Source organism: Lysinibacillus sp. BSL11 (assembly GCF_052928325.1).
Genome location: NZ_JAVGCX010000010.1, coordinates 51,480 through 64,852 on the forward strand (window position 1 = coordinate 51,480; position 13,373 = coordinate 64,852).

Consider the following 13,373-nt stretch of genomic DNA (forward strand, 5'->3'; position numbering starts at 1 on the left):
TTATTTTTTTGTTGCAAATGCGTTTTTTATGTTGCATTTACGAATTTTGCTCATATGAACCATTAAGTAAATCGCTTACATTGCTATTATAATCATTTTTGACAGCTTTGTGAATGAAAATCCTCCAAATAAAGAAAAAGACGTCCGAACGACTATATAATTGTCCTAAAGAGATTTTTTTGTATATTTTGACATTAATTTATCAATTGGTTTGGGGTGAATTTGTAAAAATGAGGAATTTAAAGTATTTTTCATACGAAAGAACTACGAGTGTTTTGCTATTTATTTTTTATTTAGTCATACTTTGGTTTGTATTACCTGTGTCACTCGCAATTTTTTTATCATTTTCAACGTATCCTATCATAAATTTTTTACACAAATATTGTAGGATTGCGTATTGGATTGCAGCAATTATTGTGGAAGTATTAATATTAACCTGTATTTTTCTACTAGTTGTCATATCTATTAACAGTATTATCGTCATTTTCCCAGAAATTCGAGAGACATTACAAAATTTCCCGCTTTTCAGTGAATATGAATCCATGTTTGTACAAGTTTTAAAAGAAAAATCACTGTCCATTTTCGATTCCATCATCGTATATACAGCAGATCTTTTCCAATTATTAATGAAGCATGTCATTGAGGTTTTCATCTTTTTGGTTGCTTATTACTTTGCGCTTCTAGAAACACGTAAATCACGCTATTGGTTCTTTCAATATGTGCCTAAAAAATATCGTCAAGAGTGGCAATCTCATTTTGCAAAAATGATGCAACTTTTTCATTATTTCTTATTTGTGGAGTTTCAATTATTTACGATTACCCTACTCATTCTTTGTGCTGGCTTTATGATCCTTCAATTTGAACAAGCCATTATTAAAGCATTTATTGTAGCATTTGCAGATGTACTACCGTTTTTCGGTATCGGGGTTTTTCTTGTGCCAATGAGCATTTATTTTTATTTCAACGGCAATACCTTTTTATGTGTGGCCATTTTATTACTCTATTTATTTGTACAATTAACAAGGCAGCTAGCCGATTCGATGCTTTGGTCCAACACACTTCAGCTACGCACATTCCATACATTCTTTATCAGCGCTGCCTCTATTCTATTATTTGGCTTTTATGGTATATTACTAAGCCCTATCTTTTTATTTCTAGCTGTAAAACTGAAAGAAAACTCTATCTTTGAACGATGATAAATTGACCTTTTTTCATTTTTTTACGCATCCAGTAATAGACAATGGGTTGGAACATTTTTCGAGAAAATGGCATGAGTAGTAATAAACCTAGGACATCTGTTAAAAATCCAGGTAACGCTAAAAACAAACCACCACCAAAAGTTAAGAAAGTATCCACTAATGCAGTTCCTGGCGCTTCTCCGCGTGCCAATGTATTTTTCACATTTTGAACAGAGTTCATACCTTTATTCTTCATGACATAAATCCCAATCACACTCGTAGCAATAATGAGCAATAATGTACTTAAAACACCAATATTTTGTCCAATGACTATTAATAACGTCAATTCGGCTAATGTGTAGATAATAAAACCAAGAAAAATTTTTCGCATATTTTTCTCCTTTCTACTTAAAAAGCTATACCTTTTATACGTTATTATAGCCCGTTTAGTTTCATAAAAAAATGAATTTACCTATTCTAAGAGAAAGTAACTTCTGTTAAAGGAAGAAATGAATAGTTTCCATAAAGTGTGTGTACAACCTTTATGAAAAAGCTCTAGTACAACAAACCGCACTAGAGCTTTTTGTTAATTATTAAAGAACGCTTGCATGTCCTTTGTAAATCACACCTGTTTCAGCGTCCATTGTAATTTCTTGACCATGACGGATTAATGTAGTTGCTTCTTTTACACCAACGATTACTGGAATACCTAGGCTTAACCCTACAACTGCTGCATGGCTAGTAAGTCCACCTTCTTCAGTAATTAGGCCAATACAATTTTCTAAAGCAGGCATCATATCACGATCTGAACCGACTGTAACAAGGATGCATCCGTCTGTATCGTAGGCAAGTGCCTCAGCAGCATTTTTAGCAACCACTGTTTTACCAACAACTGATGCTTTTCCGATCCCTTGTCCACGTGCAAGTAAATCTCCAATAATGTGAACTTTCATTAAGTTTGTTGTACCCGCTTCACCTACAGGTACACCTGCTGTAATGACAACTGCGTCTCCATGTGTAACAAAACCATGCTTCAAGCTTTCATCCACAGCTAGTTCTAAAATTTCATCTGTTGTTGTCACACGTTGACACACAATTGGGTATACGCCCCATACTAGTGTTAATGTATGAGCTGTATTTGTAGAGCCTGTTACGGCAACAATTGGCACTCCTGGTCGATATTTTGCAATCATTCTTGCTGTATTACCACTTTCAGTTGGTGCTAATACGGCTTTCACTCCTAAATTGATAGAAGTGTAAGCTACAGCTTGTGAAATTGCCTCTGTCATATTTGCTTCTTTCTCACGACTACGTGTAGAAACAATTGATCGATAATCTAATGAATTTTCAGTGCGTTGTGCAATTTTATTCATTGTTTGTACCGATTCAACTGGATAAAGACCTGCAGCAGTTTCACCAGATAACATGATAGCATCTGTTCCATCAATAATTGCGTTGGCTACATCACTTGCTTCTGCACGTGTTGGTCGTGGGTTACGCTGCATGGAATCTAACATTTGAGTTGCTGTAATTACCGGTTTACCAACTTGATTACATTTTAGAATTAATTTCTTTTGTACAAGCGGTACTTCTTCTGCTGGAATTTCAACACCAAGATCTCCACGAGCAACCATTAAACCGTCAGATACCAGGATGATTTCATCGATGTTATCGACACCCTCTTGGTTTTCAATTTTTGGGATGATTTGAATATGACTACCACCATTTTGTTCAAGTAATTCACGAATTTCAAGAACATCTTTTGCACGACGAACGAATGAAGCAGCAATAAAATCAACACCTTGTTCGATACCAAATAAAATATCTTGTGCGTCTTTTTCTGTGATACCTGGTAGTTGTACAGAAACACCTGGTACGTTAACACCCTTTTTATTTTTTAGAACGCCAGCATTTTCAACAATTGTATGAATTAATCCTTTTTCCATATCCGTTGCTAATACACGTAGTTGAATTAGACCATCATCAAGTAAAATAATTGAATTTTGCTCAACGTCTTCAATTAAGCGCTCATATGTGACAGAAAAGCTCGTCTCAGTACCTTCTACTTCTGTCATTGAAATATCAATAACTTGACCTGCTGACAAATGAAGCTCGCCATTTTTCATGTTGTGTGTACGAATTTCTGGTCCCTTTGTATCAAGTAAAATTCCCACTGGTTTATTTAATTTTTGTGCCACTTCACGAATTAAATGAATACGCCCTGCATGTTCCTCATGTGATCCGTGTGAAAAATTCAAGCGGGCTACATTCATACCTGCTTCGATTAATTTTTCTAAAATTTCTGGTGATTCACTTGCAGGTCCAATTGTACATACGATTTTTGTTTTTCTCATTTTTGCCCACTCCGTTTTATAACAAATTATATTGATAGTTCTTTCATTAGTGTATATAGGCTTACATCAGCCTCATGATTCTTTTCAAAAGCCTCTGGCATATCATAATCAATGACTTGATGATTGCGAATACCTACTGCTCGACCAGCTTTGCCTTCCATAAGTAATTCAACTGCATGTGCGCCAAACTGACTCGCTAATACACGATCTCTAGCTGTTGGTGATCCACCACGTTGGATATGACCTAATACTGAAACACGTGTTTCTTTACCTGTTTTTTCTTTTAACAGTTTAGCCAGCTCACTTCCTGACATAACACCCTCTGCAACAATAATAATACTATGCTTTTTACCACGTGCAGCACCACGATCTAAGCGTGCGACAATATCGTCTAAAATATAATCTTCCTCTGGAATTAAAACTGTTTCAGCACCAGCAGCAAGACCTGCCCATAAAGCGATATCTCCTGCATCACGTCCCATGACCTCTACAATGAAAGAATTTTCATGGGATGTAGCAGTATCTCGGATTTTATCAATGGATTCTACAACTGTATTTAGGGCTGTATCAAAGCCGATCGTATATTCAGTTCCTGGAATATCATTGTCAATTGTCCCAGGTACCCCTACAACAGGGAAGCCTTTTTTCACCAAATCCATGGCACCTCGATAAGACCCATCACCACCAATGACAACAAGTCCTTCAATACCAGCAGCTCGTAAATTCTCAATACCTCGTTGCTGAACAGCATCCTCTTTAAATTCTGGGCATCTTGCCGAATTCAAATGCGTTCCACCGCGTTGGATAATACCACCAACTGCACCTAAATCAAGTTCTTCCATAAATCCTTTTACTAAGCCTTCATAACCATGCTTAATTCCGACAACATCAATTCCATGAAATGCTGCCTTACGAACGACAGCTCGAATAGCAGCGTTCATTCCAGGCGCATCTCCACCACTAGTTAATACAGCAATTTTTTTCATTGTCGAACCTCCTGCAGTTACTATTATTATTCACATTAACATGAAAAAACAAACTATGTAAGGGTTCTGGGGATACAAAAACATAACTTTTACATAAAAAATGAAAAGAATGCGCTTTCACACACTCTTTCCACCTAAAAACATCCTAAATCTAACATTTTTTCAAGAAGTCTGGCGTTTATTATGCGCTATTATCTTCTTTAATTTTTATAGCTTTTTAATATGTTAAGATACAAATTTTGTCTCTTAACGAGCAAATTTATAGCTTTTAAATGTTATACCCTGTTAAGCTAAACAACATTCATCTTTTTACAAACAGATTTACACTTCTGTATACTGTCCAATTTTTTTAAATTTTTCATAGCGATCTTCTACTAATTGTTCTCCATTTAAAGAATTTAATGCTTGAAGTGTGTCACTAATGCATTCTTTAATAGAAAGGGCCTGTTTTGCTACATTGCGATGTGCTCCACCAATAATTTCAGGGATAATGCCATCAATTACACCAAGTTCTTTCAAATCGGGTGCTGTGATACGCATTGCTTCTGCTGCCTGCTTAGCCAGACTACCATCACGCCATAAAATAGATGCCGCTCCTTCTGGCGAAATAACAGAGTAAGTCGAGTTCTCGAGCATAAAGACACGGTTTGCTACACCTAACGCTAGTGCACCACCACTTCCTCCTTCACCAATAACAATACTAATTACAGGAACAGTTAAGCCAGCCATTTCTACAAGATTCCTAGCAATTGCTTCACTTTGACCACGTTCTTCAGCAGCTTTCCCTGGGTAAGCGCCTTTTGTATCAATAAAACAAATAATCGGTCTTTTGAATTTTTCAGCTTGCTTCATCAAGCGTAGTGCTTTTCGATAACCCTCTGGATGAGGCATACCAAAATTACGACGTATATTTTCCTTAGTAGACTTACCACGTTGATGTCCAATAATTGTGACTGGTTGCCCTTCGAAAATGGCAATCCCACCAAGAATGGCTGCATCATCACCAAATGTACGATCACCATGTAATTCAATAAAATCTTCACACATTGCTTCAATATATTGAAGCGTTGTAGGTCTTTCTGGATGTCTTGCCACTTGCACACGATCCCACGGCTTCATATTGGCATAAATCGATTGCTCTAATTGTGATAAACGTGTTTCAAGCTTTTCGATTTCACCAGACATATCAACTTCTGCTTCAGCAGCGATTGTTTTTAATTCATCAATTTTCTCACGTAATTGTACGACTGGTTCTTCAAATGCTAAATTTTTAGACATGTTGCACGCCGCCTTTCGTATGCATTTTTACAAGTAAAGATACTTGTTTACGTAAATCTTTGCGATGGAAAATGGCATCAAGCTGACCATGCTCTAATAAAAATTCTGCTGTTTGGAAATCACTAGGCAGTTTTTCTCGTACAGTTTCTTCAATTACACGTCGCCCTGCAAAGCCAATTAATGCCTGTGGCTCTGCAATATTTATATCACCAACAGAAGCAAAGCTTGCCGAAACTCCACCTGTTGTTGGATGCGTTAAGATAGAGATGAACAATAAGCCTTGATCACTGTGGCGTTTTAATGCGACACTAGTTTTCGCCATTTGCATTAACGATAATACGCCCTCTTGCATACGAGCACCACCACTAGCAGTAAAGATAATAAATGGTACACCTAGTTCTGTTGCCTTCTCTACTGCTCTCGTAATTTTTTCACCAACTACAGAGCCCATAGACCCCATACGGAAGTGCGAATCCATAATCGCTACGACAATTTCCTCACCATCTATTGTACCAACGCCTGTTAGGACAGCCTCATTCAAGCCTGTTTTCTCTTGGTCTGCTGAAATTTTTTCAACATATGCTGGGAAATTAAGGGGATTACTTGTTTGTAAATGATCATCCATGGATTCGAATGAGCCTTCATCTAAGAAATATTCCACACGCTCTTGTGCCGTCATTTTGAAATGATGACTACATTTTGTACATACTTTATGATTTTTTTCTAATTCTTTTGTTAATTGAATGTGACGACATTCAGGACATTTTGTCATTAACCCTTCTGGAAATGCCTTTTCTTGCCCGTCCTCTTTCTTCTTTCGATTACCACTAAATAAGCTACGTATTGCCATGTTCGACTCCCCCTTTGTTGTTGTCTAAATGCTCTGTACAGTACTCATCCACTGCTCATAAGCTTTTAATGCTTCTTTTTCGTAACCCAGCTGCATCGATTTCAACATCGTTTGAATGATTAATTTTTCATTTTCTGTTGAGTTTCGATTTAAACGGTCGCCATCATAAGCTGCTAATTGAAACCAGATTTTTAACGAAAGACGATTACCTGTCGTAATTAATAGTTCTCTTAAAATATCTCGACAATTAATTGTACCTTCTATTTCTAGTTTCACAAAAAAACTATCCCACACAGGTAGTGTGCGAAGAATCTCTGTACAACTTATTACGCGGATTGCTTCCATTTCATGAATTTGTCGCGTTAATTCGACATCTTTTTTTGATTTTTCATCTTCTAATATAAACATCGACAGTATTTCTACGAGCTGATGCTTATGTGTGGACGCAAGAAAAGTACCACCACCATGTCTTGTTTCAATAAGCCCTAGCAACTCTAAGCTTCGCAAAGCCTCTCTCACAGAGGATCGCCCGACACCTAGACGCTCTGATAGAACTCGTTCAGAAGGTAGCTTCTCACCTGCTTGAATTTTTTCCATTTTAATGAGTTGACGTAGTTGTTGGACGATTTCTAAAAACACTTTTTTTTGTTCTGTTTTTTTATCCATACGACTAACTCCCCTTATCAAAAAAGTGGTCTGACCACTTTTTAACGTTGACTCTAGCTTACAAAATAACTGTGCAAAAGTAAAGAAAAAACTGCATAAAATTTAATGCAGTTTCTAATTTTTTGTTTCATTTTATATCTTTTTCGTCGTTTGCGCATGTTTTACTTTGATTTGCGGCTTGCCAAAACGTCTTTCTAAAACACCTTCAATCCACAACATTTCCTCCTCTACCAGCAGGTCTTGGACTAATTGAAAGGTTTGTGGAAAAAATGTAATGGAAACTGTTCCAAACTCATCCTGTAGCTGAACAAAAGCCATTTGCTCACCTTTTTTTGTACGGATCTTCTTCACTTCTTCAATCAGACCAATCATTTTTATTGGGGTACCATCACGCTTCTGCTTTAACTCTCGGCAGGTACTATTGATATCCGCCCAGAAGAGTCTTTCCTGTGCAACAGGATGGGTAGAAATATAAAAGCCCAAGCTCTCTTTTTCATGCATCAATTTTTCCTTCTGGGACATTGCTTCTGCCTGCATATATTTTGGTTTACCAAAACTAAATGCCATTGCTGATGCCAAATCAATATCTTCAGTAGGCCTTAAAAGTTCCGCGTGTTTCAAAGCTGCCTCTACTGTCATGATGAGGACTGCTCTATCTTTTTCTAGATAATCAAGCGCCCCGGCATATATCAATGATTCCAACACTTTTGGCTTAAAATGCTGCGCACTTAAGGCAACAGCTAGATCAAATAGGTTATTTAATACCTCTGGATTTGTTTGACGGAGTCCATGTATTTTTTCTATAAATGTATGAGGCACACCCTTAATTCCTGATAAGCTGTAGCGAATGCCTTCATTTTCTACCGTAAAATATTTCGTACTATTTTTTAATGAAGGTGGATAAAATGGGATGCCCTTTTCTTTTGCCTCATGGACAAATTGTTGAATCTTTTCTACATTTCCAGTGGCATTTGATAATAACGCTGCATAAAAGTTTTGAGGGAAATGCGCCTTTAAATATGCCATTTGATAGGAAATAACACTATAGGCCACAGCATGACTTTTAGGGAAACCATAATCCGCAAAGCGTACAATCAGTTCGTATACTTCTTCAGCTAAACGCTGATCAAAGCCTTGGCGTAGCGCCCCCTGAACAAATGCTGTGCGTTGTTCCTCTAAAACTTGTCGATTTTTTTTACTCACTGCGCGGCGAAGCAAATCTGCCTGCCCCATTGTAAAGCCGGCCAGTACGGATGCAATTTTAATAATTTGCTCTTGATAAACGATCACACCAAAGGTCTCTTGTAGAATAGGCTCTAGCACTGGATGTGGCATCGTTACCATTTCTCTACCAGCTTTCCGTTTTGCATAGACAGGAATAAAATCCATTGGACCTGGGCGATAAAGTGCATTTACAGCCACAATATCTAAAAAACTTGTAGGACCGATATCACGCAAGGCTTGTTTCATACCGTCTGATTCTAATTGAAAGATCCCCAGCGTATCCCCTCTTTGTAATAGTTGAAACGTCTTGTCATCATGCATTGGGATTCGCTCGAATTCTATCCAAGGACCACCAGCTTTATAAATTGACCAACGTATTTGCTCTAAAATAGTGAGATTTCGCAAGCCTAAAAAATCCATTTTGACGAGACCACATGCTTCAATATCTCCCATTGGCCATTGCGTACTATAAATACCATCATGCCCTTCTTCAATCGGTACAGTATTCACTAAAGGCGATGGAGCGATGACAATACCAGCTGCATGTATAGACGAATTTCTTGGTAGTCCCTCCAATTTTAATGCCACCTCGTACCAACGCAAATGCATATCATTCTCCGCTAACCAGCTTTGAAAGTTCTGTGACTCTGCAACAGCTCTTTGTAATGTAATTCCCGGCTTATTTGGAATCATCTTCGAAATTTTTTCTAGCATTTCCGCATCAAAGCCAAATACCCTTGCAACATCCCTAGCAACTGCTTTTGCAGACAATGTACCAAATGTAATAATTTGTGCGACATTTGCTTTGCCATACTTTTGGGCAACATACTGAATGACTTGATGTCTTTTACTATCAACAAAATCGATATCAATATCAGGTAAGGTAATTCTTTCAGGATTTAAAAAGCGTTCGAATAATAAACCATAGGCAAGTGGATCTACTTGTGTAATCGAAAGACTATATGCTACAAGCGAACCTGCTGAGGAACCACGTCCAGGTCCCGTCAAAATTCGATTTTCTTTTGCATAACGCATGAAATCCGCCACAACCAAAAAATAGTCAGCAAAGCCCATAGAGCAAATAATTTCAAGTTCATACTGTAATCGCTCATGGTAAGCAACGGGTATTGCCAGTTGCTTGAATCGCTCTTCTAATCCAGTAAATGCTTCTTTAGCAAGCAAGCTTTCAGCTGTTTCACCTTCAGGTACAGGAAATTTAGGCATTTGCACAGTCATTTTTGGTAAATCAGCTCTACAGCAAGCAAGCATTTTCGTACTGGCATCAAGCCAATCTGGATGATCAGCAAACCAATTTTGCCATTCAAATGCTGTTGGGGCAAAATAGCCCTGTACATCAGCTGTTTGCATAGTATTACTAAGCTTGTCTCCTGTATCAATTGCTCTTGCTACTTCATAAGCAAAATGATCTTCTGGACGCAAGAAATAACAGCTTTGAGAGGCTACAAGAGCAATAGTATGTTCTTCACACCAAGAAACGAATTCATCTTCTTGTTCAGCCTTTATCCCTCCAGGTCTAGCAATCCCCATATAGAAATGATGGTTAAAAAGTTGGACCAATGCAGAAACCATTGCCTGCCAGTCATCTACATCTGTTAAATCGTCTGAAGAAAGTAGAGCTATACAGCCTGCTGAATATCCCTCAAGCCATTTCCACGGCAGCACATCATCTTGTCTAATTGAAATCGCACTACTAATCTTTAATAAATGTTGATAGCCCTCCTGTGTCCGCGCATATAGGACGAGGGGAAGCGTTTTATCATGCCACTGAACGTTAACCGAAAGCCCTATAACCGCATGGATATTTGCTTGCTGCAAGGCTTTACAAAAAGGCAAAAGCCCGTACAATTTCGTATTAACGATTGCACAGGCTTGTGTCTTTTGTTCTTGTAAAAAAGGAATCAATTGCTCAAGCCGAATTGTGCTTTTCAATAAATCCGCGCTCGTATGCATCTTTGTATATACATGTGTCAAATGAATCCCTTCCTTTTCTCTGTTAATGATATGCTTTACAAATCTCTTTTAATCTTGCAATAACGAGGTCTGCTTCTTCCCATGAATAGGCAGTAGCACCAGATGCAAGCGGATGTCCGCCACCGTTAAATTCTTTCGCTAATGTATTGATAACGGGACCCTTCGAACGTAATCGTACACGGATCTGATCCCCTTCTTCAATGAAAACAACCCAAGCGCATATATCTTTAACACTGCCAAGGCAGCCTACTAATAAAGAAGCCTCAGATGGCACAGTATCATGCTCTGCCAGTAATTCTTTTGTTAGCTTCACATAGGCTGCTCCATGCTCATCCATTGTAAAGTTTTGATAAATATATCCCTGTAAATTAAGTAACTTTTGCTCCATTTCATACATGCCATCGAATAGTTGATTTCGATCAAAATCATATGTAATCAGATCCGCAGCAACTTTAAATGTTTTAGCTGTTGTACTTGGGAATTGGAATCTGCCTGTATCGCCCACTATTCCTGCAAATAATAAGCGTGCAGCAGCATCTGAAAGCTTCCAGTTTGCTGCTTCCTTGCCTTCTACATATAATTCATAGATCATTTCACTACAAGAGCTTGCTGTCGTGTCCACCCATAAAAGATCACCATAAGCATCATCATTTGGATGATGATCAATTTTTATCACCATTTTTCCTTTTGTGTAGCGTTGGTCGTCAACACGTTCTGTATTAGCAGTGTCAGTGACAATTACTAAAGCATTCTCATACACTTCATCCGCTATTTCATCAGGCTGTGCCATAAAAGATAAAGAAGCATCATGTTCCCCTACAGCAAAAACCTTTTTCTCAGGATAATTGGCTAAAATAATCTCTTTTAAGCCTTGCTGCGAGCCATAAGCATCAGGATCAGGACGTACATGACGATGGATAATAATGGTTTCATTGGCCTCAATTGTGTCGATGATTTGTCTTTTCACAATAATTTCCCCCAAAATGATAGTAAGAACCGTTAGCATTTTCGCATAATTATCGTTACAATAATGTCTAGTTATGCTAGGAGGTTTACTATGCTCAATTTAATATTTGTGTTTGCGATTATCATATCTTTTGTTTTTTATTTTTATTTTAAAACAAAACAATTCCGTTCTCCATTACCTATTGCTAAAAACTGGTATAAAAGCAAAGCGAACATCGGCTTAGGTTCCTTAATTTTGTCATTTGCTTTAAATCAAGCTTATTTATTCCCGAGCTTATTTACATTTATTATTGTAGCAATTCTTGCCGCGCTCGGCATCTTAGTTATTATAGAAAATATAAAAAAAGCACGTCATTATGGACAATTTGTTGAGGAAGAATTCCGCATTAATCAATAATATATGTAACAAAGGGATGACCAAGCAATTGCGCTAGGCCATCCCTTTTCAATACTTAACGTTCTAATAGTTGGAACATCATCATTGCCTTACCAACAAGCATTTGTTGATTATACACTTCAAAATCCATTTTCACAAACTTACGACTCATATCTAAAATCCGAGGCTTAACAGTTAGCGTACTTTCCATTTGGACTGGTTTAATAAAATAAATAGTCATATTCTCTGCCACTGCATCTCCACGTTTACGTCGTTTTAATGCGAATGAACCGACCTCAGCCAGTAAAGTTGTAAAAGCACCGTATGAAATTGCTCCATATTGATTGGTCATTTGTGGTGTGACTTTAAATTCAACTATGAGTTCTTCATCACCTAATACCTTCATTTCATTTTTCACTAAATCATCAATCGTTTCACCGTGCTGTGGCTGTCTTTGTGCTAATTGCAACGCCTTCAGTACATCTTGACGGCTAATAACACCCTGTAAAATATTGTCGTCATCTACAATTGGTAAGAGATCAATCCCCTCCCAAATCATTCGATGCCCTGCAGAGGCGACACTCATTTTCATGGAGCCAGCAATCGGGTTTTTCGTCATTACTTTTTCAATAAGCTCGTTTTCTTCACGACCAATGACGTCTTTTACGGTAATCATACCGACCAGTTTATTTTGGTGGGTAACTACAGGAAATGCACCATGGGTAGTTCGTTCATTCAGCTTCTGGAAATGATGAATTGTTTCATCACTTTTTAATGCTGCAGTGTCAGTCATTGGTACATAAATGTCTTCGATAAAAAGAATATCTTTTTTAATCAATTGGTCATAGATTGCCCGATTAATCATTGTTGCTACTGTAAACGTATCGTAGCTCGTTGAAATAATTGGTAAATCCAAAGAATCTGCAAGCAACTTATTATCTTCCGTAGTATCAAAACCGCCCGTGATTAAAACAGCTGCACCCGCTCGAAGGGCATTTTCATGTGCTTTAATACGGTTACCAACAATTAATAAGCTACCTGCATCCGTGTAACGCATCATGTCCTCTAATTGCATGGCACCAATAACAAATTTTGTTAGTGTTTTATGTAGACCTGATTTACCACCTAAAACTTGGCCATCTACAATATTAACAATTTCTGCAAAAGTTAAGCGCTCAATATTTTCTTTCTTTTTTTTCTCAATACGAATTGTTCCAACACGTTCAATAGAACTTACTAAGCGACGATTTTCAGCTTCCTTTATTGCACGGTAAGCCGTTCCTTCACTCACTTGCATTTCCTTTGCTATTTGCCGTACTGAAATTTTATCGCCCACGGGTAGTGATTCGATGTATTGTAAAATTTTCTCATGTTTTGTAGACAAAATATCACCTATTTCCTAAGCTTCAATTCTGCTCTTAGTGTACCATATTTTTTAAGAAAATATTTAATATAAAGTGATGAAATAGTTTAACTTTCCCCATCATTTCAACTACCAGCGTG

General features: G+C 37.6%; 11 protein-coding genes. 2 read left to right on the top strand and 9 right to left on the bottom strand.

The features are described from left to right. Positions 1-230 precede the first annotated feature (230 nt). Positions 231-1,196 carry an AI-2E family transporter gene (locus RCJ95_RS13415; RefSeq protein WP_221680982.1) on the top strand — a complete coding sequence of 322 codons (966 nt, stop codon included), beginning with the start codon at positions 231-233 and terminating at the stop codon, positions 1,194-1,196. Here RCJ95_RS13415 and RCJ95_RS13420 read toward each other — a convergent pair. From RCJ95_RS13420 to RCJ95_RS13455, 8 genes are all read right to left on the bottom strand, one after another. Then, positions 1,180-1,569: an FxsA family protein gene (locus RCJ95_RS13420; protein ID WP_221680983.1), complete on the bottom strand. Its 390-nt coding sequence runs from the start codon at positions 1,567-1,569 to the stop codon at positions 1,180-1,182. The genes RCJ95_RS13415 and RCJ95_RS13420 overlap by 17 nt on opposite strands. A 202-nt stretch (positions 1,570-1,771) precedes the next feature. Beyond that, the gene (gene pyk, locus RCJ95_RS13425; RefSeq protein WP_048393575.1) at positions 1,772-3,532 is read right to left on the bottom strand and encodes a pyruvate kinase; all 1,761 of its coding nucleotides are present in this window, start codon (positions 3,530-3,532) and stop codon (positions 1,772-1,774) included. Positions 3,533-3,558: 26 nt separating this feature from the next. Continuing rightward, complete coding sequence (gene pfkA / locus RCJ95_RS13430) at positions 3,559-4,518, bottom strand: 6-phosphofructokinase (RefSeq protein WP_221680985.1); 960 nt, start codon at positions 4,516-4,518, stop codon at positions 3,559-3,561. Between the two features lie 321 nt (positions 4,519-4,839). Further along, entirely contained in the window at positions 4,840-5,796 is a 957-nt protein-coding gene (locus tag RCJ95_RS13435; RefSeq protein ID WP_221680986.1) for an acetyl-CoA carboxylase carboxyltransferase subunit alpha, read from the bottom strand. Then, positions 5,789-6,646, bottom strand: coding sequence for an acetyl-CoA carboxylase, carboxyltransferase subunit beta (gene accD / locus RCJ95_RS13440; RefSeq protein WP_004226223.1), 858 nt, complete (start codon positions 6,644-6,646; stop codon positions 5,789-5,791). Before accD ends, RCJ95_RS13435 begins: the two co-directional genes overlap by 8 nt. A 24-nt stretch (positions 6,647-6,670) precedes the next feature. After that, positions 6,671-7,312 carry a FadR/GntR family transcriptional regulator gene (locus RCJ95_RS13445; RefSeq protein ID WP_004226221.1) on the bottom strand — a complete coding sequence of 214 codons (642 nt, stop codon included), beginning with the start codon at positions 7,310-7,312 and terminating at the stop codon, positions 6,671-6,673. A gap of 132 nt (positions 7,313-7,444) precedes the next feature. Then, a complete protein-coding gene (gene dnaE, locus RCJ95_RS13450) occupies positions 7,445-10,528 on the bottom strand; it encodes a DNA polymerase III subunit alpha (protein WP_369353918.1) in 3,084 nt (1,027 codons plus the stop codon). A 22-nt stretch (positions 10,529-10,550) separates the two neighbouring features. After that, positions 10,551-11,495, bottom strand: coding sequence for a DHH family phosphoesterase (locus tag RCJ95_RS13455; RefSeq protein ID WP_369353916.1), 945 nt, complete (start codon positions 11,493-11,495; stop codon positions 10,551-10,553). 90 nt (positions 11,496-11,585) lie between these two features. Here RCJ95_RS13455 and RCJ95_RS13460 point away from each other — a divergent pair, with 90 nt between their 5' ends. Further along, entirely contained in the window at positions 11,586-11,891 is a 306-nt protein-coding gene (locus RCJ95_RS13460; protein ID WP_221680989.1) for a YtpI family protein, read from the top strand. A gap of 55 nt (positions 11,892-11,946) precedes the next feature. On the opposite strand, the gene RCJ95_RS13465 is transcribed toward RCJ95_RS13460, so the two are convergent. Further along, positions 11,947-13,254, bottom strand: coding sequence for a DRTGG domain-containing protein (locus tag RCJ95_RS13465; RefSeq protein WP_263082228.1), 1,308 nt, complete (start codon positions 13,252-13,254; stop codon positions 11,947-11,949). Between the last annotated feature and the right edge of the window lie 119 nt (positions 13,255-13,373).

Excerpts from the sequence above, each read along its gene's own strand:
- RCJ95_RS13415 (WP_221680982.1), top strand. The coding sequence starts at position 231 with ATGAGGAATTTAAAGTATTTTTCATACGAAAGAACTACGAGTGTTTTG.
- accD (WP_004226223.1), bottom strand. The coding sequence starts at position 6,646 with ATGGCAATACGTAGCTTATTTAGTGGTAATCGAAAGAAGAAAGAGGAC.
- pfkA (WP_221680985.1), bottom strand. The coding sequence starts at position 4,518 with ATGAAAAAAATTGCTGTATTAACTAGTGGTGGAGATGCGCCTGGAATG.
- RCJ95_RS13460 (WP_221680989.1), top strand. The coding sequence starts at position 11,586 with ATGCTCAATTTAATATTTGTGTTTGCGATTATCATATCTTTTGTTTTT.
- RCJ95_RS13420 (WP_221680983.1), bottom strand. The coding sequence starts at position 1,569 with ATGCGAAAAATTTTTCTTGGTTTTATTATCTACACATTAGCCGAATTG.
- pyk (WP_048393575.1), bottom strand. The coding sequence starts at position 3,532 with ATGAGAAAAACAAAAATCGTATGTACAATTGGACCTGCAAGTGAATCA.
- RCJ95_RS13445 (WP_004226221.1), bottom strand. The coding sequence starts at position 7,312 with ATGGATAAAAAAACAGAACAAAAAAAAGTGTTTTTAGAAATCGTCCAA.
- RCJ95_RS13435 (WP_221680986.1), bottom strand. The coding sequence starts at position 5,796 with ATGTCTAAAAATTTAGCATTTGAAGAACCAGTCGTACAATTACGTGAG.